Source organism: Exiguobacterium sp. SH1S21, from assembly GCF_004337175.1.
Classification (GTDB): domain Bacteria; phylum Bacillota; class Bacilli; order Exiguobacteriales; family Exiguobacteriaceae; genus Exiguobacterium; species Exiguobacterium aurantiacum_A.
This window is the reverse complement of the sequence record NZ_SJUY01000016.1, coordinates 1-19,491: the sequence shown is the minus strand read 5'-3', so window position 1 is coordinate 19,491 and position 19,491 is coordinate 1. Positions and strand designations below refer to the sequence as shown.

The 19,491-nt window shown below is 50.7% G+C and carries 16 protein-coding genes, 3 tRNA genes, 2 rRNA genes, 1 other RNA gene and 1 other annotated feature; of the genes, 17 read left to right on the top strand and 5 right to left on the bottom strand.

Translation table 11 applies throughout. The features are described 5' to 3' along the window. Positions 1-11 precede the first annotated feature (11 nt). Positions 12-127, top strand: a 5S ribosomal RNA gene (rrf, locus tag EVJ24_RS14780). A 251-nt stretch (positions 128-378) separates the two neighbouring features. Then, positions 379-1,842, top strand: a complete 1,464-nt coding sequence (gene guaB / locus EVJ24_RS14775) for an IMP dehydrogenase (protein WP_131441753.1) — start codon at positions 379-381, stop codon at positions 1,840-1,842. 46 nt (positions 1,843-1,888) lie between these two features. Here the strand turns inward: guaB and EVJ24_RS14770 are convergent, their stop codons facing one another. The 3 genes from EVJ24_RS14770 to pdxR all read right to left on the bottom strand — a co-directional run bounded on the left by EVJ24_RS14770 (position 1,889) and on the right by pdxR (position 7,520). Further along, positions 1,889-5,320: an alpha-amylase family glycosyl hydrolase gene (locus EVJ24_RS14770; RefSeq protein WP_131441752.1), complete on the bottom strand. Its 3,432-nt coding sequence runs from the start codon at positions 5,318-5,320 to the stop codon at positions 1,889-1,891. A gap of 150 nt (positions 5,321-5,470) precedes the next feature. Beyond that, positions 5,471-6,097: a class A sortase gene (locus tag EVJ24_RS14765; protein WP_236637683.1), complete on the bottom strand. Its 627-nt coding sequence runs from the start codon at positions 6,095-6,097 to the stop codon at positions 5,471-5,473. A gap of 4 nt (positions 6,098-6,101) precedes the next feature. Next, a complete protein-coding gene (gene pdxR, locus EVJ24_RS14760; RefSeq protein WP_131441750.1) occupies positions 6,102-7,520 on the bottom strand; it encodes a MocR-like pyridoxine biosynthesis transcription factor PdxR in 1,419 nt (472 codons plus the stop codon). A gap of 287 nt (positions 7,521-7,807) precedes the next feature. On the opposite strand from pdxR, the gene pdxS reads away from it, so the two are divergent. The 8 genes from pdxS to EVJ24_RS14720 all read left to right on the top strand — a co-directional run bounded on the left by pdxS (position 7,808) and on the right by EVJ24_RS14720 (position 13,810). After that, positions 7,808-8,698, top strand: a complete 891-nt coding sequence (gene pdxS / locus EVJ24_RS14755; protein WP_070329506.1) for a pyridoxal 5'-phosphate synthase lyase subunit PdxS — start codon at positions 7,808-7,810, stop codon at positions 8,696-8,698. A gap of 1 nt (position 8,699) precedes the next feature. Then, complete coding sequence (pdxT, locus tag EVJ24_RS14750) at positions 8,700-9,278, top strand: pyridoxal 5'-phosphate synthase glutaminase subunit PdxT (RefSeq protein WP_131441749.1); 579 nt, start codon at positions 8,700-8,702, stop codon at positions 9,276-9,278. Positions 9,279-9,353: 75 nt separating this feature from the next. Beyond that, positions 9,354-10,598 (top strand): D-alanyl-D-alanine carboxypeptidase family protein, encoded by a 1,245-nt coding sequence (locus tag EVJ24_RS14745; RefSeq protein WP_236637682.1) that lies wholly within the window; start codon positions 9,354-9,356, stop codon positions 10,596-10,598. 18 nt (positions 10,599-10,616) lie between these two features. Further along, positions 10,617-10,824 (top strand) — a binding site (T-box leader). A gap of 52 nt (positions 10,825-10,876) precedes the next feature. Beyond that, the gene (gene serS / locus EVJ24_RS14740) at positions 10,877-12,160 is read left to right on the top strand and encodes a serine--tRNA ligase (protein ID WP_070329504.1); all 1,284 of its coding nucleotides are present in this window, start codon (positions 10,877-10,879) and stop codon (positions 12,158-12,160) included. 146 nt (positions 12,161-12,306) lie between these two features. Then, a tRNA-Ser gene (locus EVJ24_RS14735) sits at positions 12,307-12,397 on the top strand. A gap of 35 nt (positions 12,398-12,432) precedes the next feature. Next, positions 12,433-12,523, top strand: a tRNA-Ser gene (locus tag EVJ24_RS14730). Positions 12,524-12,553: 30 nt separating this feature from the next. Then, positions 12,554-12,643 (top strand) — tRNA-Ser (locus EVJ24_RS14725). A gap of 168 nt (positions 12,644-12,811) precedes the next feature. Then, positions 12,812-13,810 carry a hypothetical protein gene (locus EVJ24_RS14720; protein WP_131441748.1) on the top strand — a complete coding sequence of 333 codons (999 nt, stop codon included), beginning with the start codon at positions 12,812-12,814 and terminating at the stop codon, positions 13,808-13,810. A 40-nt stretch (positions 13,811-13,850) separates the two neighbouring features. On the opposite strand, the gene EVJ24_RS14715 is transcribed toward EVJ24_RS14720, so the two are convergent. After that, the gene (locus tag EVJ24_RS14715; protein WP_131441747.1) at positions 13,851-14,522 is read right to left on the bottom strand and encodes a deoxynucleoside kinase; all 672 of its coding nucleotides are present in this window, start codon (positions 14,520-14,522) and stop codon (positions 13,851-13,853) included. Continuing rightward, on the bottom strand, positions 14,519-15,154 hold the full coding sequence (locus EVJ24_RS14710) for a deoxynucleoside kinase (RefSeq protein ID WP_131441746.1): 636 nt from the start codon (positions 15,152-15,154) through the stop codon (positions 14,519-14,521). The genes EVJ24_RS14715 and EVJ24_RS14710 overlap by 4 nt, the downstream gene beginning before the upstream one ends. Positions 15,155-15,275: 121 nt before the next feature. Between EVJ24_RS14710 and tadA the strand changes: the two genes are divergently transcribed. From tadA to EVJ24_RS14675, 7 genes are all read left to right on the top strand, one after another. Then, on the top strand, positions 15,276-15,776 hold the full coding sequence (tadA, locus tag EVJ24_RS14705; protein ID WP_131441745.1) for a tRNA adenosine(34) deaminase TadA: 501 nt from the start codon (positions 15,276-15,278) through the stop codon (positions 15,774-15,776). Between the two features lie 53 nt (positions 15,777-15,829). Further along, an RNA gene (ffs, locus tag EVJ24_RS14700) (signal recognition particle sRNA large type) lies at positions 15,830-16,098 on the top strand. Between the two features lie 94 nt (positions 16,099-16,192). Continuing rightward, on the top strand, positions 16,193-17,869 hold the full coding sequence (gene dnaX, locus EVJ24_RS14695) for a DNA polymerase III subunit gamma/tau (protein WP_131441744.1): 1,677 nt from the start codon (positions 16,193-16,195) through the stop codon (positions 17,867-17,869). A 15-nt stretch (positions 17,870-17,884) separates the two neighbouring features. Beyond that, positions 17,885-18,202 (top strand): YbaB/EbfC family nucleoid-associated protein, encoded by a 318-nt coding sequence (locus EVJ24_RS14690; RefSeq protein ID WP_035386845.1) that lies wholly within the window; start codon positions 17,885-17,887, stop codon positions 18,200-18,202. A 22-nt stretch (positions 18,203-18,224) separates the two neighbouring features. Beyond that, positions 18,225-18,824 (top strand): recombination mediator RecR, encoded by a 600-nt coding sequence (recR, locus tag EVJ24_RS14685; RefSeq protein WP_070329500.1) that lies wholly within the window; start codon positions 18,225-18,227, stop codon positions 18,822-18,824. Positions 18,825-18,841: 17 nt separating this feature from the next. Beyond that, the gene (locus EVJ24_RS14680; RefSeq protein WP_236633568.1) at positions 18,842-19,045 is read left to right on the top strand and encodes a YaaL family protein; all 204 of its coding nucleotides are present in this window, start codon (positions 18,842-18,844) and stop codon (positions 19,043-19,045) included. 340 nt (positions 19,046-19,385) lie between these two features. Beyond that, positions 19,386-19,491: ribosomal RNA gene (locus tag EVJ24_RS14675) — 16S ribosomal RNA — on the top strand; the annotation flags it as partial.

Sequence of the window (19,491 nt, the reverse complement as noted above, 5' to 3'; positions counted from 1 at the left end):
ACAATCCCTTGTCTGGTGGCGATAGCGAAGCGGCCACACCCGTTCCCATGCCGAACACGGAAGTTAAGCGCTTCAGCGCCGAAAGTAGTTGGGGGTCTCCCCCTGTGAGGATAGGACGTTGCCAGGCCATATGAAGGACGACCAAGCACACGCTTGGTCGTCTTTTTCTATTTCTAAAACCGATTATTATTTGCTTGTCTTTCCGGTAACGTGGACAATTTCCGAATGATTTGAGAAGGATTCAACAGGAATGAACACAATTCTGAACTTTCTGAACATCGTGAATTGAATTGCACTTTCGAGCTATACCTGTTACCATTACAGAAATATTTCGAAACAAAGATTCGGGTCCGATAGAGAAAGGGGCAATCGATTTTTATGTGGGAAAACAAGTTTGCAAAAGAAGGATTAACGTTTGATGATGTCTTACTCGTACCGCGGTTTTCAAATGTCTTGCCAAGAGATGTAAATCTGAGTACGAAGCTATGTGAAGGGCTCGAGTTAAACATTCCGGTCATCAGCGCTGGTATGGACACAGTGACGGAAGCACCGATGGCGATCGCCATGGCGCGTCAAGGTGGTCTTGGCGTCATCCACAAAAACATGTCGATGGAAATGCAAGCAGAGCATGTCGACCGTGTAAAACGTTCGGAGAACGGAGTCATTACGAATCCATTTTATTTGACGCCAGAGCGCCAAATTTATGATGCCGAGTATTTAATGAGTAAATACCGCATTTCCGGTGTCCCCATCGTCAATTCTGAACAAGAACGGAAATTGATCGGTATTTTGACTAACCGTGACCTTCGCTTCATCAGAGACTATTCGACTGTGATCGAAGACGTCATGACGACAGAAAATCTTGTCACTGCCAAAGTCGGAACTTCTCTTGAAGAAGCAGAGCGAATTCTGCACCAACACCGCATCGAGAAGTTACCACTCGTCGACGATGCCGGCGTTTTAAAGGGCTTGATCACGACGAAAGATATCGAGAAAGTTGAGCAATTCCCTCACGCTGCGAAAGACAAACAAGGGCGTCTTCTTGTGGCGGCAGCTGTCGGGGTAACAAAAGACGCTGCTTCGCGTGCTCAAATCCTTGTCGATGCAGGCGTGGATGCGCTCGTTGTCGATACAGCACACGGCCACTCGGCTGGTGTCATCGAGAAAGTGAAAGAACTGCGTGATTTGTTCCCGACACTTCCAATCATCGCTGGTAACGTGGCGACGGCAGAAGCGACACGTGCTTTGATCGAGGCCGGCGCTTCAGTCATTAAAGTCGGAATCGGTCCGGGTTCGATTTGTACGACACGGGTTGTTGCCGGAGTCGGTGTCCCTCAAATCACGGCAGTCTATGACTGCGTGACAGAAGCGCGGGAGCACGGTGTCACGGTCATCGCTGACGGTGGAATCAAGTACTCGGGCGACATCGTCAAGGCAATCGCTGCTGGCGCAAGCGCTGTCATGCTCGGCAGCCTGCTCGCCGGTGTAAAAGAGAGCCCAGGAGAGATGGAGATCTATCAAGGTCGTCAGTTTAAGACGTATCGCGGTATGGGATCGGAAGCTTCGATGAAGCGAGGCAGTCAAGACCGTTACTTCCAAGAAGCGGATAAAAAATTCGTTCCAGAAGGAATTGAAGGACGCGTCGCTTACCGAGGCGAGCTGGCCGACACGGTGTATCAACTCATTGGTGGCCTTCGTTCGGGAATGGGCTATTGCGGCGCTGCCGACATTCGAGCATTGCGAGAAGATACGCAGTTCATTCGAATGACTGGAGCCGGCCTGCAAGAAAGCCACCCACACGATGTCCACATCACAAAGGAAGCACCAAACTATTCACGTTAACAAATAAGCCGTTGTCTCCTGAAAAGGGACAACGGCTTTTTGCTGATTATTTTTTAGGCTTCGTGACGAGGATTACCGTGCCGCCTTGATCTTGCGCTGGTAGGTTTACGGTCACCTTGCCATCGCGTTTGACAACGTACGTCCGCCCGCTGTAGCGGTCGACGAGTACTGTGTTCTGCTTATGTTTTGTTTGGAATGTTGCCGTTTGAACCGACTCTTTCGTGTTCAATCCGACGAGGACAGACTCTTTTCCGTATGTCCGTTCAAAAATCGAGTAACCGGTGCTCGAACCGCCGGCAACGACCGAACGTGTTCCTTTGCTGAACACTTTTGAATAGTCTGCGCGAATGTTGAGCAACTTTTGATAGTGGGCGTGCATGTCTTTGCCTTCACCGTTCACCCGTTTCCAGTCAAAGTCATAACGGTTTTCGTTAAACTCGCCTTTGTCCATGTCTAAGGCATGTTTCCCAGATTGACCGATCTCTTCTCCATAGTAGATGACCGGTTGCCCTTTCGCCGTCATTTGGAGCGAGGCTGCGACCATATGCTTACCTTCATCGCCGCCAGCACGAGAGATGAGGAAGCCATCTTCATCGTGGCTGCTGAGGAACTGGCCGAGTGTCGCTTCGTTCGAGAGTTGGGTGTTCCGGTATTGAAGAGCACTCTCGACCCCATCAATGTTCCCGTTGATGAAATTTTCTGCTTGGTACTTGAAGTCGAAATCAAGCAACGAATCCATCTGGCCGCTCCGGAGATAGCCGCCTGTGTTGTTCACACTCGCCCCGTAATGCTCACCAATCATTTTAAAGTCTGGCTTGAGCGCGGTCAGTTCATTCTTAAACGACTTCCACGTCGTCGAGTCAACGTGCTTGACCGTATCAACACGGAAGTAATCGATCGTATTCCCTTGTTTCGTCTTCGAACGCTTGATCCAGTCAGTCTGCCATTTGACGAGTTGTTCACGGACGGCAGCTTCCTCTGTCTTAAAGTCAGGAAGGCCGGAGAGCGACATTTTCAAATCGTCCCCGTCGACAGGCGTGTCACGAATCATGTCTTTAAAGGCATCACGTTCCTTGTTCGTAGGGAAATTCGTCGCCCCTGTGCTGTCGGCGCCTGGTTCCATTCCGTAGCCTGGGTGGTTCAAGACGACGTCGACCATGATCTTGATGCCGCGTGCGTGGGCCGCATCGATCAGGCGATGGAACGCCTGCATGTCTCCGAGATGTTCATCAAGTTTCTCGAAGTTTTTGGCCCAGTAACCGTGATAGCCGTATTGAGAGCCATCTTTACCGTAGCGGAGATCCCAATCGATATTATCGACGATTGGGGTGATCCAAATCGTGTTGATCCCGAGCTTGTCGAGATAGTCGAGTTTTTTCGTGATCCCGGCGAAATCGCCGCCGTGATACGACTCGAGATGATCTTGGTCATAATATTCACCGTTCGGATTATTGTTTGTCTTGTCGCCGTCATAAAAACGGTCTGTCAACATGAAGTAGATCCGGGCTTCGTCCCAGTCAAACGCTTGCTTGTCTTTCATCGTGACCGGTCGGACGTTTACGGAAGCCGTCGTTTTATGGACGTTGCCATATTGATCCACGGCCGTGATCGTCAAAGTTTTGTTGCCTGGCTTGACCGTATCTTTGACTGCAATCGTCTGTTTATTGAGCGCCGGATCGATTGAAAGTTTAGCCGGTCCACCAAGCGGGCGGGCATCGATATAGAGTTCGCGAAGCGTCACGCCTTCTGGTAGCGTCGGTTTGACGTGAACGACGGCATTCTCCCGCGAACTGATCGCTTTCGGTGCGATCGAAGACGTGAGTTTGACGGCCGGACGACGGTATTCGACGGTTGACGCTTCAAAATAGGGATCCGTCACTTCGGTCGTGACGCCGTTTTTCGTGACGAGGAACGTATAGTCATGCGTCCCTTCCGGAAGACGGACGGTATGACGGTACCATTCGTTCTTGTCTTCATACGTCATCGGATAGGTCACGCCATTCACGTTTAAGGCGACACGGTCGAGTTGATCGAGCTGTCCTGCCTCGTACAAGTCTTTGTCCCGATAGAAGAACGTGACGGTCCCGTCCTCGAACACCGGTCCTTGAATGGTTGGTACTTGATGGAAGGCGCCTTGGCCGCTCGCGACGACGACTTTCGTGACACGATCATTTCCGAGTTTCACGTAACGGTCTTCACCGTAGGCGTCCTTGACTGCCCAATCGGTTCCTTTACGGATGACAAATCCGACGTTCGTCGCATCTTTCCCGACCGGAATCCGGAAAATGGCGCCGTCTTCCGTAATTTTGTAGGGATCCACTTGTCCATCTTTTGCCCCGGTGCTCCACGTCCACAAGTTCCAATCGGTATAGTCTTGATCGGCGCGGACATACAGCATTTCGATATACCGCTGCGTTTTCCATGGATCAGCCAGCTCCGTGACGGTCTTGAACGAAGTCGTCAGTGCAGGTAGCGTCGTGGTCGATAGATTACCTTTGACGGCCCCGGCTGGCAATGTGGCCGTGTATGTTTGACCGAGTCCGAGTTTGCTCGTCGGCGTGACCGTCACGGTCGAACCGTTTGCTTCGGCAGTGAACGGGACGGTCGTTTCTCCGCTCATCAAGCTGACATTTGAGGCGTCTAACGTCACCGGTTCATTGAACGTCCAGGTGATGGGAGCAGATACGTCGGCATCTTCAGACTGATTCGACGGGTCGACGTTCGTTACTTCAAGCTGCGTCACCGTCTCGACGCCGCTGAGCGTATAGGCAGGGCTGTACACAGATTGAGTCGACGGGTTGGCCGAGACGTTCCAGCTGTCGGCTAGTTTGTTAGATCCGTTGCTCGGAATCGTATCGAACGCACCGTGTTCACCGGCATTATTTCCGCTGAGGACGGTGAGAGCACGGACCGTGTCGTCATTTTTCAAACCGAGCAGCGACAACGGGATTTTTCCTTCGAATCCTGTCGTCCGGTCGAGGGCGAACGAAGCACCGTTCAAGTTTGCCAAGTTCGCGAGCGGGGTCGTCTTCCCAGCTTCATAGAGCGCGGCTTCTTTGACAGACTTGTCCCCATCGACACGAAGTAAGATGTGATACTGTGGTTTTTTGTCTGTTTGACTAAAGTTGAACGGGTAACCGAGTGGGTTAGTGGCGACGCCAGAATCTTCATCGTTCACTTGGAGGGCGATGTTTATGTATTGGCCGTTGTCGCCCCAGTTCGGGACGTTGAACGCATCGACATAGAAGTACAGGTTCGTTTTGTCATTTTGAAGATAAAGATTGCCGAGATCGAAGCCTTGCCAACCAACATCTGCCGATGACGCCAGCGCCGAGACGTCTGTCCAATCGGTTTTATTCCCATCGACTGCCACCGTCGTCGGTTCGGCCAAGACGTTCACCGGGACACCGGCTTGAATGAGCAGGACAGAAGATAAGAGTAATGTCGTCGTACGTCGTGCCGTATTGTTCTTCTTCATGAGAGCACCTCTTTCGTAAAATAGGTCGTCTACAGGGCAACGGATTGTCAATTTTGTGCAAACGGTTCCAGAAATAGTTTAGCTGATTATGTAAGCGCTCACAATATGTTTTTTGAAAAACAATAAAACGTCCTTCGTGTGGAAGAACGCTCAGTTAGACTTATAAGGTGTTGTCTGCACGAGCTCTCCCTTGACGATTAATCGTTCCGTCGCATCGAACGTGCACGTGATCAAGGTAATGGTCGCATCTGTCGTCTCGTCCAGCACATCGACCCGTGTCGGGGGAACGGTCTCGAGTGCCTCCGTCCGGTATTGATACGTGTTCGTCAAATCGGTCACGTAAATCATCGTTCCCGTCTTGAGCGTATGGAGCGGTCCGAACAAGGCTGTCGGACTTTGGGTGTAATGACCGGCTAGTGCGTAATTCCCACGCCCCATCTGTTGGGAAGCGCGCATCGTACCAGCCCCGACCGCCAAATTCTCATTGTCGAGACCGTACAAAATTGGTAATTCTAAATCGATATCTGGAATCGTGATCATGCCGATTGTCGGCAAATCATGAAATCGATTGCGCACGTTTAACAAGTCGTCCCACGATAACGGTTCGACCGTTTCGAAGTCGAATTCGCCCCGATCCGGCTGTTGGAGTTGAATCGCTTCAGTCACACGTTTGCTGTTCGAGGTGGCGACACGGTCTTTCCACCATGACTCGGTCAAAAAGAGGCTACCGATCAACAAACAGACGATGCCGATGACGTAGCGTGAGCGTCTGATCATTGTTTCATCGCGAGGTTTTCCCATATGGCCCTCCCTTCCCGATATTCCAACAGGCCATCAACTGGTCAATCGCCGTTTGTAACGTCGCTTCAGGCAGGGCGGCGAAACCAAACAGCAGTTGCGGTCTCGTGTCGCGTGAATTGATACGATAGTCGGCCATCGCCTTGATACGAATGCCTGACTGTTCAGCGAGTTGCTTCAATTGCTCGCTAGTTTGTGCTGTATCGACCGAGAGGACGATGTGGAGACCAGCGCTGGCGCCAGTGATTGTGACGAGCGGCTCGTATGGTTTGAACGCCGTGATCACGGTCTCGAGTTTGCGGCGGTACGTTTTGCGCATCCGGTTCAAATGTTTCTCGAAATCGCCGCTCGCCATAAACTCGGTTAGCGCATGTTGCTCGAAACGCGGCACGCTGCAGGTGAAATGGCGATACCGTTCCCGATAGCGGTTTAGCAGTGGGGGCGGAAGCACCATGTAACCGATACGGAGCGAAGGCATGAGCGACTTCGAAAACGTGCTCAAATAAACGACACGTTCGTTTTGATCCATGCTTTGCAACGAAGGAATCGGTTTGCCGCTGTAACGAAACTCGCTATCGTAATCATCTTCAATGATGTATGTTTGCCGCTCGGACGCCCAGTTGAGGAGGCGCTGGCGACGGCTGACGGACAGGATCGTACCGGTCGGGAACTGATGGGCCGGGGTCACATAAACCGCATCGATTGCCTCTGCCTCGAGTCGATCGACAAGGACCCCGCTGTCGTCGACAGGGAGCGGGACATAGCTTCGATTTTGATGTTCGAACAGCTGTCGCGTTAGCGGATAGCCCGGGTCTTCAATCCCGAACGTCGTCGCGTCGGTGAGTAAGTCGAGCAGTTGAGGCAACAATTGCTCGGTCCCAGAACCGACGATGATCTGCTCGGGCGAACAATGAACGCCACGGGAGTGATACAAGTACGTGGCGATTTCTTGGCGGAGTACGAGGTCGCCTTGCACCGACCCGAGTGCGAGCAGTTCATGATTCTCCTCGGCGACGACTTGTTTCAAGTGACGGCGCCAACGTTCGAACGGGAATGCGGTCGTATCAATCTGACTCGGGTATAAGTCGAACGAGTATGTTTTTTTCGTCGGAAGCGGTTCGATCGTGCTGGTGCCACGCCTGACGTATAGCTCTTCTTGCGGCAAGACGTAAAACCCTTTCCGTGGCAGCGACTCGATATATCCTTCAGCAAGTAGCTGGGCGTAAGCGAGCTCGACCGTCGTTTGCGAGACGTCCAAAAATTGGCCGAGCTTCCGTTTTGACGGCAGTTTCGTTCCGGTCATGAGCGTATCGTCGACGATCGCTTGCCGGATGTGTAAATAGAGCTGTTCATAAAGCGGGGTGCTCGATTCGGGCTCGAGCGAGAATGTGAGCATATCCATAAGTTGTCCTCTCTTCTGTCAGCCGAAGAAAACATAGAGCACGAATCCGATGACGAGAATGAACGAAATCAGTCCAGGCTTCCCGTAAAAGGAACGGTTTTCCGCTTGATCTCGCGGGTTCCATTGGTCCATAAAACATTCCTCCCTTATACGTAATAAGATTCGAGGAAACGAGCATGAACCCTTCTATTCAAACTGACCACTTTAAAAAATATAAAACTGGCACTTTCAATATAGTCAAATCAATCTATACTTGCAAGTAGACTAGCTTAATGGAGGCGATTTATATGGAAAAGAGACAAGTAGGGACAGATAAAGTCAAACGTGGAATGGCCGAAATGCAAAAAGGTGGCGTCATCATGGACGTCATCAACGCTGAACAGGCGAAGATTGCTGAAGCGGCAGGAGCCGTGGCAGTCATGGCGCTCGAACGCGTACCATCAGACATTCGTAAAATGGGTGGCGTCGCCCGGATGGCAGACCCGACAATCATCGAAGATGTCATGGGAGCGGTATCTGTACCGGTCATGGCGAAATGCCGCATCGGACATATCGCCGAAGCCCGTGTCCTTGAATCGATGGGGGTCGATTTCATCGACGAGAGCGAAGTGTTGACACCGGCCGATGAAGAGTTCCATCTTTACAAGCGTGATTACAATGCGCCGTTCGTCTGCGGAGCGCGTGACCTCGGAGAAGCTTCACGCCGCATCGGTGAAGGTGCAGCGATGATCCGGACAAAAGGTGAGCCAGGGACAGGAAACATCGTCGAAGCGGTTCGTCACATGCGTACTGTCCAAGCACAAGTGAAACGCTTGCTTTCAATGAGCATCGATGAAGTGATGACAGAAGCGCGCGACCTTGGTGCCCCGTTCGAAGTGCTCATGCAAATTCGTGAAGCGGGCCGTCTTCCGGTCGTCAACTTCGCAGCAGGTGGTATCGCGACGCCGGCAGACGCGGCACTCATGATGCACCTCGGTGCGGACGGCGTCTTCGTCGGATCAGGTATCTTTAAAGCAGAGAACCCAGAGAAATTTGCCCGTGCCATCGTTGAAGCGACGACATACCATGACGACTACGAGCGAATCGCTCACTTGTCAAAAGGTCTTGGCGAAGCGATGAAAGGACTCGACGTTCGCACGCTCAAACCAGAAGAGCTCATGGCGCCGCGAGGTTGGTAAGATGACGACGATCGGTGTACTCGGAATGCAAGGTGCGATTCGTGAACACGTCCGCATGCTCGAGGCGCTCGGTGCAGATACGCTCGTCGTCCGTTCGGTCGAAGACTTGGACCGCATCGACGGACTCGTCTTGCCAGGCGGGGAGAGCACGGCGATGCGTCGTCTGCTCGACCGCTATGACCTGCTCGAACCGCTTCGTGCGAACACATCGTTGCCGATGTTCGGCACATGTGCCGGACTGATTTTACTCGCGACCGAAGTGGAAGGGTATGATGCCCACCTTCGCAAAATCCCGATGACCGTCAAGCGCAACGCGTTCGGACGTCAAGTCGACAGTTTCGAGGTCGATTTACCGGTCAAAGGAATCGATGACGCGGTTGAAGCGGTGTTCATCCGGGCCCCGCAAGTAGCAGCGGTTGACGCTAACGTCGAAGTCCTCGCCGAGGTCGAAGAAGCGATCGTTGCAGTACGCTACGACAAATACGTTGCCTGTTCGTTCCATCCAGAACTGACGGATGACTTGTCGATGCACCGCTATTTCTTAGAAATCGTCGAGGCGACGAAGCATCAACTCGCATGAGTCGAAGACTCCCTGTAAATAGGGGGTCTTTTTCTGCTACACTGTAACGAGACACGTACAGAAAGGGGTAAGACTGTGAAAGATAAATGGATTGTTTCGGTGCTCATATGCGCTGTCCTTATAACGATTGTTTCCCCGATGAACGCTTCAGCAGCGCCTAAAGTCGAAGCTAGCGGTGCGATGCTCGTCGATATGACGACCGGGCAGGTTCTTTTTTCGAAAGATGAAGATGCGATGCTCCCACCGGCGTCGATCACAAAGCTGATGACCACTTTCCTCGTTCGGGAGGCAGTCGAGTCAGGAGAACTGAGTTGGAACGAAGAAGTGACGCCTAGTGAAGCGGCATTAGCCTTGACGCGTAAACCAGGGCTCGCCCGCATCCCGCTCGTCAATAAACCGTATACAGTCAAGGAACTATATGACGTGGCGCTCATCCGCTCGGCGAACGAGGCCGCGGTGACACTGTCCGAGGCGGTGGCGGGGTCGGAAGACGCGTTCGTTCAACAGATGAACGAGCGGGCGACCGAGCTCGGCATGACCCAGACGACGTTCGCGAACGCTTCGGGACTAGATTCTGTATCAGCAGGGCGTCCAGGAGAAAACTTGACGTCAGCCAATGATTTGATGAGGCTCGCGCTCGCCTACTTGACGAAATTTCCGGATGTGCTCGACGTGACGAAGCGAGCGTATGTCGATATTGACGGCGTCAGATTCGAAGCGACGAATCGGATGCTCTCAGGGCGCGATTTGGCGTATCCAGGGATGCTCGGTTTTAAGACGGGCACGACAGATGACGCCGGTTATTGCTTCATCGGCGTATCGACACGAGATGGTCGGACCGTGCTCTCCGTCGTCCTTGGGGCCGAGACGGACAACGGGCGCTATGAGGCGACGAAAGCACTTCATGAGTTCGCTTATCGCGACTTTGTCATGACACCGATTTTACGGACCGGAGAAATCGTGCCGGAGAATGTATTCGTCGCCGAGGGAGAAGTTGAAACGGTAGCTGTGCGGACGACAGCGGCATTCGAAGTGCTCGTCGAGAAAGGACAAGCCGTCCCTGAACCAGTCTATGACCTTCCGGACACGAAAGCACCGGTCGCAGTCGATCAACAAGTCGGGACGGTCACGATTGAACCTTCAGAGAGCGTCCGCTATCTTGACGGCGAGAGTCCGCCGACAGGAACACTTGTGACTGCCGAATCAGTCGAGACCGCTTCATTTTTGACTCGGATGAGCCGGGCCTTCGCAGACTTTTTAGAGGAGGTTCGACTCGTCCTAGGAAAACTGAGTCTTGTCGATAGAGTCGAGATGTTGTAAAGTAAAATTAATTCAATGACAGATGCAACGATGAGGAAAAGTACGTTACAGTCATCTACTTACAGAGAGCTAGTGGTTGGTGCAAACTAGTGGGACGACGTAACTGAATCGGCCTCGGAGCATTGACTTGGAAACAAGTCACGTCACGCACACGTTACGTGCATCGAGTGGCCTAGTTTTAGGCAACGAGGGTGGCAACGCGGATCCAAGGTGGTTCGTCCCTTTCCTACGGGAAAGGGGCGTGCCACCTTTTTTATGCAAAAAAGGAGGAACTAGTTATGTTAGACATCAAACGATTACGTCAAGATTTTGAAGGGATTAAAACCAAGCTCGCCCAACGCGGTGAAGACTTGAGTGCGCTCGACCGTTTTCCGGAGTTAGAAGAGAAACGCCGAGACCTCATCAACGAGGTCGATGTGAAGAAAGCAAAACGAAATGAAGCGACGAAACAAATCGCTGAGCTCAAGCGCAACAAGCAAGACGCGGAAGCACCGATCCTTGAAACACGCCGACTTGGTGATGAGATCAAGTTGCTCGACGAGGAATTACGTGAAGTGGAAGCCGAGTTGAACATGATTCTCCTAAGCATCCCGAACATCCCGCATGAATCAACGCCGATCGGTGAAACAGAAGACGACAACGTCACGATCCGCGAAGTCGGAACGAAGCCAGAGTTCGATTTTGAGATGAAACAGCATTGGGACGTGATGGAAGACTTGAAAATTGTCGACGTCGAACGCGCCGGTAAAGTGACGGGAAGCCGTTTTGTCTTCTATAAAGGATTAGGTGCTCGCTTAGAACGGGCGTTGATCAACTTCATGATGGATATGCATGCCGATGAGCACGGCTATTCTGAAGTGCTCCCGCCGTACATGGTTAACCGTGACGCGATGACAGGGACGGGTCAGTTGCCTAAATTTGAAGAAGATGCGTTCAAAGTGGCCGACACGAATTACTTCCTCGTCCCGACAGCGGAAGTACCGGTGACGAACATGCACCGCGACGAGATTATCGCTGAAGCGAACTTGCCGATCACGTATACAGCTTACAGCGCTTGCTTCCGTTCAGAAGCGGGATCTGCCGGTCGTGACACACGCGGTCTCATCCGTCAGCATCAGTTCAACAAAGTCGAGCTCGTCCGCTTCGTCAAACCGGAAGAGTCTTACGAACAACTCGAGTTGTTGACAGGACACGCGGAAGAAGTATTGAAACGCCTCGGTCTTCCGTATCAAGTACTCAGCATGTGCACAGCCGACCTCGGTTTCACCGCAGCGAAGAAGTACGATATTGAAGTATGGATGCCGGCTCAAGGTGTATATCGCGAGATCTCATCTTGCTCAAACTTCGAGGACTTCCAAGCGCGTCGTGCCGGGATCCGCTTCCGTCGTGATGTGAATGCCAAACCGGAGTTCGTGCATACACTCAACGGTTCAGGGCTTGCTGTCGGTCGGACCGTCGCCGCGATTTTAGAGAACTTCCAACAAGCCGATGGATCGGTCGTCATCCCAGAAGCGCTACGTCCATACATGGGCGGAATTGAAAAAATTGAACTTCCCCGTTAAACGAGGAATGGCCTATCCGAACGTATCATTCCGGATAGGCTTTTTTTTAAATGTTTTTTTACAAAAGGGTTTGACATCTGCTTGCTGAGTTGGTACTATAAATCATGTCGAGCGAGATGTTTGTTCGTCAACTGCATATGAGCCGTGGAGGTGTACCCAAGTGGTTTAAGGGAACGGTCTTGAAAACCGTCAGGGGTGTAACAGCCCGCGTGGGTTCGAATCCCACCACCTCTTCCATTTTTATTTAGAGGCTCAACAATTGCATACATCGTGGAGGTGTACCCAAGTGGTTTAAGGGAACGGTCTTGAAAACCGTCAGGGGTGTAACAGCCCGCGTGGGTTCGAATCCCACCACCTCTTCCACTTTCTTTTTTTTTACACTTTTTTCAGCTTGGAGTTGTACCCAAGCCCGGCTGAAGGGGACGGACTCGAAATCCGTTAGGAGTCGTAAGGCTCGCGTGGGTTCGAATCCCACCAACTCCGCTTTTTAGGCGTCTGCACAGGCAGATGCGTTTTTTTTTTTTTGTCGTAGACTACGGTCTGCGGCTTTTTTTGTTTATGGCGAAACAGCGAAAAGTGGCTAATCTCAGCTTGAATCGGGAATCTTAATAAGGTAGAGACTGGTGGCGCGTTAGAAAGGAGAGGAGCGTCATGGACTGGATTGAAGCGTATGTCGATGAAGTGGTCAGGCATGTCCCGCCGAAGCGGAGAGACGAAGCTGCCGTTGCGATTAGGGAGGATATCGAAGCGAAGCTGCCGGATCAGCCGACCGAGACGGAAGTGAAGCGCGTGCTCGAACAGATGGGGCATCCGGCCATCGTTGCTGCGCGTTATAAAGACGGCCAGTATTTGATTGGACCTAAGTTTTTCCCGATGTATGTCAATGTGGTCAAGCTCGTCGTCCCGATCGTGATGGCTGTAGTCTTCTTCGGTTTGCTCATGGCGAGCATCCCGACATTCTCTGGACCGGCCATGCCGACAATCGGAATCTTTCTCACGAATTTGTTCGACACGTTATGGGACGTTGGGATTCAACTCGTTTTTTGGATCACGCTCGTCTTCTTTTTGATTGAGCGTTACGCGCCGAGCGATGCGGTCGCCCCTGACATGAGTTGGAATGTGTCCACATTGCGTGATCGGGACCGCGGAGGACGGATCAGTAAATTGGATGCCGGATTTGGATTGTTCTTTACGGCGGTTTGGTTCGGGGTGTATTTGAACGCCGAGCGGTTTCTCGGGATTTATGAGTCGACAGGGGAAGGTTTCTCGATGATTGTCCCGATTTTTAATCAATCGTTCTTGTTTGAAGTGGTCTGGTTGTTCTTAGCCGTCATTTTGCTTCAAGTCGTCCTCGGTGTTTGGAAATGGGTGAAAGGACGTTGGACGTATGCACTCGCCTCGTTCAATTTGATCTATAACGTAGCCTCAGCCGCCTTTATCATTTGGATGGCGGGTTCGTCGCGCTTGTTCGACCCGCGCTTTATCGACTGGGTCGAACTAAATGTCCCGAACGACGTGTTCTCGTTCGGGTGGGTGTTCGGATTGGTCGTGGCCATCACGATTCTGGCGGCTGTGTTTGATACGATTGACGGGTACCGGAAGGCTTGGAAAACACCGACACATCGAAAACGCCCGATTGCCCAGCTGTAAAAAAAGATGATGCCTCGCTTTTGAGCGGGGCATCATCTTTTTATCTTACTTTTGCTTCACGGGCGACTGTCAATTGTTTCCCGATTTTTTCAAGAATGAGTTCAACTGAATCCGGATCGTTAATCAAGTCATATTCTTCAATTGATAGACGAAGTACCGGGCACAAGTTGAAGTTGTTGATCCATTCCGTGTAGCGGGCGTACATTTCTTCCCAATACGCGATCGGTGTTTGTTGTTCCATCTCACGGCCACGCAGTTGAATGCGGTCGAGCACTTGGTCGAATGAGCCTTCAAGATAGATCAGTAGATCAGGGTGCGGGAAGAACGGCGTAAGCACCATCGCTTCGAACAGGCTTGAGTACGTCTCGTAATCTGTCGGCGACATCGTGCCTTTTTCATAGTGCATCTTCGCGAAGATGCCTGTATCTTCATAAATCGAACGGTCTTGAATGAAGCCGCCGCCGTATTGGAAGATTTTCTTCTGTTCTTTGAACCGCTCTGCCAAGAAGTAGATTTGAAGATGGAAGCTCCAACGCTCAAAATCATGATAGAATTTATCGAGGTATGGGTTCGTGTCCACTTTCTCGAGAGAAGTGCGGAAATTGAGGGCGTCGGCAAGCGAGTTCGTGATTGTCGATTTACCGATTCCGACCATTCCACCGATCGTAATGATCGTGTCATTCGGAATGTTATATTTTTCATTCAGCGTCATTTTAGTTGGGCTCCTTTAGTCAATTCTAGTTCGCGTTCAATCGTCGTGAGAACGTGCGTCAAATCGTCCGGGTTTTGGACAAAATCAAGTTCGTCTCCGCTGAACGAAAGAATCGTCACTTCGGGGTGAGTCGCACGGTACGATTCGACAAACGTTTCGTAATCCCGGGCGAGTTGTTCGAGGTAGTCGCGAGACATGTTCTCTTCTACTTCACGTCCACGCAACGCTACGCGTTTCATAAGCGTCTCGATACTGGCGTGCAAGTAGATGACGACATCGGGTTTCGGCATATCATGTGTCAAAATCTTATAGATTTGCTCATACTTGTTCAAGTGGGCTGGTTTCAGCGAACGGTGGGCAAAAATCAAGTTCTTAAAAATATGATAGTCTGAAACGACGGATTGCTGTTGGCTCAAGTGGTGTTTGTGGATATCGTCTAATTGCTTGAATCGATTGCATAAGAAGAACATTTCCGTTTGGAAACTCCATTCTTCGATATCTTCATAAAACTTGCCGAGAAATGGGTTTTCTTCTACAATTTCATTCAGCATCTGCATTGAAAAGTGCTGACTGATGATATGGGCCAGTGACGTTTTCCCGACACCAATCGGTCCCTCTACCGTTATAAACATATGATGTCATCCTCCATTATCCAAAGTGCAAGTTCCATTCTAGCACACAATGAAGAAGATAGGGCGAGCGAAATGATTTTCATTTTTTTTCATACTATGTGACAAGAAACGGGGTGTTAATATGGAACGAGATGAACGATTTATGAGGCTCGCCATCGCCGAAGCAAAGAAGGCGGAAGCAATCGGGGAAGTCCCGATCGGTTGTGTCATCGTTAAAGGAGAAGACGTGATCGCGACCGGCTATAACCGGCGTGAAACGGATTTATTGGCGGCGGCGCATGCCGAGATGATTGCGATTGAATCAGCGAATACGGTACTCGGTAACTGGCGGCTTGAAGACTGTGAACTGTTCGTGACGTTAGAGCCTTGTCCGATGTGCGCGGGTGCGATCATCCTCTCGCGCGTGAAGCGTGTCGTGTTTGGTGCCCGCGATCCCAAAGGCGGATGTTGCGGGACACTTATGAACCTTCTTCAAGACGATCGGTTTAATCATCAAGCCGAAGTGACCGAAAACGTTTTAGCAGAAGAATGTGGAGAGCTACTAACAACCTTCTTCCGCGGCCTTCGAGAACGGAAGAAGCAGGCTCGGCTTGAACAGAGAGGTTGCAACACATCTGATTAAACAGTATAATGTAATAGCACTCGAAGAAGTGCTTAACTTCATTTACCCATTTGCCGTGCTAGGCGGGGAGGTAGCGGTGCCCTGTAACTCGCAATCCGCTATAGCGAGACTGAATTCCGATTCGAGGAAGTGCATTGGTGTGGCCCGTCCTCGTGTAAGTGGCGTTGACGTCTGAGTCCTGCGCAACGGTCACCCATGAACCAGGTCAGGTCCGGAAGGAAGCAGCCTTAAGTGGTGACGTACCGTGTGCCGCAGGGGTGCTTGGGCCGAGCAAACTGCATGAGTAACGCACATTGACGTGCTTTCAGAAATCGGTGCGCGGCAGATTTATTTAATAACTTTAATCTACGGCCCCAGGGTTGTAGATTTTTTTGTATGATGAAATAAAAGATGAAACGATGAAAGGAGGCAGGGACATGGCGTATCAAGCATTGTATCGGGTCTATCGTCCGCAGTCATTCCAAGAGGTAGTCGGTCAAATACACATCACACGCACGATTCAAAATGCGTTACTCGAAGAACGGATGTCACACGCTTATTTATTCTCTGGTCCGCGAGGTACGGGGAAGACGAGCCTCGCGAAGATTATCGCGAAGGCAATCAACTGCGAAACGGCGCCGACGAGGGAACCGTGTAATACGTGCCCAACCTGTGTGGCGATTACGGAAGGGACGAGCCCGGACGTATTCGAAATCGATGCAGCTTCAAACAACGGGGTCGATGAGATCCGCGAAATTCGAGACAAGGTCAAGTATCCGCCTTCGCAAGCGCGTTATAAAGTGTATATTATCGATGAAGTGCATATGCTTTCGACAGGGGCGTTCAATGCACTATTGAAAACGTTGGAAGAACCCCCACCCCATGCGATCTTCATTTTAGCGACGACTGAGCCCCATAAGATTCCGGCGACCATCATCTCACGTTGCCAACGTTTCGATGTGAAGCGGCATGAAGTCGGTCAACTCCAGACACGAATGGCTTATATTTTGAACGACCAAGATTACGACTATGATCCGGAAGCGCTCAAACTGATTGCCCGTGCCGCTGACGGTGGGATGCGTGATGCATTGAGCCTGCTTGACCAAGCGCTTGCGTTCAGTGACGGCCGTTTGACGGAAGAGGCAGTGCTCGAAGTGACGGGTGCGGTTACGGATGACGCTCTCCTTGATATGGCCTATGGATTGCAACAAAGACAACTCGATCAAATTCTGAAGACGCTTGAGACGATGTTGCGTGAAGGGAAGGACTTAAAACGGTTTATCGAAGATCTCGTTTTCGTGCACCGTGATGCCCTTCTATTAAAAGCATCTCCGCAAGCGATAGACTTACTAGAGCGAGCCCGTCCGAACGAGACGTTCCGCCAATTCGTGGAAACGACCTCGACGGACGAGCTGTTTCAAGTGATCGAAGAATTGAATGAGTGTCAGCAACAAATGCGCTTATCCAACCATCCGAAAGTGCTGGTCGAGCTGACGTTCATTCGTATCGCTGAACAAGGACGAACGATGACCGAGCAAATGAAGCAACTTCAAGACCAAGTACGTGAATTGAGTCGTGAGTTAAATGAAGTGAAGAAAAATGGGATAGCGGTCACAGAGGCCGCTGCCGAGAAGCCGAAAGTGATGAAGCGGACGCAAGTTCGTGTTCCGAAAGAACGGATCCGCCAGTTGTTGCAACGGGCTGAGCGGCAGCATTTGAATGCAATCCGTGATAGTTGGGAAGACATTATGGTCAACATCCGTACGGTGGACGGCCCGATTTTCGCGCTGTTCTATGAGAGTGAAGCTGTCCTTTGTGCAAGTGACACCTTACTGGTACAATTTAAAGATGGGATGACATGGCACTACGAGCAGGTCAGTTCAAACGGCCGGACCCGCGATGTGATCGAGCAAGCGTTGTTTGAAGTGACGGGGATCCGTCGAGAAATCATGGCCGTGCTCGAGAGCGATTGGGTCGAGTTAAAAAACGAATTCATCCTTCGTAAACAATCCGAACGTTCAGACCATAAAGAAGAAGAGAAGGTCGAAGAAGACCCGCTCATTGTTCAAGCTGTCGAACGATTTGGGGATGTCGTTGAAATCGAAGAAGTTTAAAAGGAGGCGCTCGATATGCGTGGAATGGGAAATATGAATAACATGATGAAGCAGATGCAGAAAATGCAAAAAGATATGGCGAAAGCGCAAGAAGAGTTGAAAGACTTGACGGTTGAAGGCACAGCCGGAGGCGGGATGGTCAAAGTGATCGTCAGTGGCCACAAAGAAGTAATGGATATCATCATCGCGGAAGAAGCGGTCGACCCAGATGACGTCGATATGTTGCAAGACCTTGTTTTAGCTGCTGTCAATGACGCCATGAAACAAGCCGACCAACTCGTCAACGATAAGATGGGACGTTTTACGCAAGGGATGAACCTTCCAGGTTTTTAAGTGAAGAAAGGAAAGATGCGAGTTGCAATACCCTGAAGCAATCGGACGCTTGATTGAAAGCTTTACAAAGTTGCCAGGAATTGGTCCGAAAACTGCCATCCGGCTAGCGTTCCATGTATTAGATATGGAAGAGGACGATGTATTGACGTTCGCCAAGGCGCTTGTCAGTGCGAAGCGTGATATTAAATACTGTACAGTGTGCGGACATATTACGGACGTCGATCCGTGTGCGATCTGTAAAGATTCGCACCGAGATGAAACGATCATCTGTGTCGTGCAAGATTCACGAGACGTTATTGCAATGGAGAAGATGCGGGAATATCGAGGGAAGTATCATGTGTTACATGGGGCGATTAGCCCGATGGAAGGGATTGGACCTGAAGATATTAACGTATCGAGTTTGCTGACGCGTCTGCAAGAGAACGAAGCGGTCAGTGAAGTGATTTTGGCGACCAACCCGAACATTGAAGGGGAAGCTACGTCGATGTATCTATCGAGACTGCTCAAACCGACCGGGATTAAAGTGACGCGTCTGGCGCACGGACTTCCTGTCGGGGGCGATTTAGAGTATGCGGATGAAGTAACCCTCTCCCGGGCGATGGAAGGTCGCCGAGAACTATGAGGTGGTTTCGCAAACCTTTGCGGGATAGTTATGATCAACGGTTCCTAAGAGAACTGTTAGATGCGAAGGCGAAGTACGAAACGAAGCGCCACATGCTTGAAGTGAGCGTTGAAGACACTGGTGAACTGGCTGCCCAAGTGAAGCAGGCTGAAGCACTATACTTTTTTTATCTAAAAGAAGCAAAGCGACGACAAGTGTCCCTTTCTAATTTACGAACTTGAGACGAGGCGAAAGTCTCGTCTTTTTTTCACTATATAATGAAGGAACTGGTGAGAGAAACGTCGCGGACTATAAAAAAACAAAGAATGTTTCTTGTTTTTAAAGTTTTTTTAATAAAGCTATTGCGCAGTTAAAGTTTTATTGATATATTAATAGACGTCGCCGAGAGCGAACGGAAAAAAATCTTAAAAAAGTTATTGACCATTTGGTTAAAACTTGTTAAGATATTTAAGTCGCCAAAGTGCGACAGACGAACTTTGAAAACTGAACGATGAGGCAAAAAAAGTTTTACAAGTTTTGATTGAAGCGCAAGCTTCGTCATTTTCAAGAGCTATATCAAATTCTTTGGAGAGTTTGATCCTGGCTCAGGACGAACGCTGGCGGCGTGCCTAATACATGCAAGTCGAGCGCAGGAAATCGACGGAACCCTTCGGGGGGAAGTCGACGG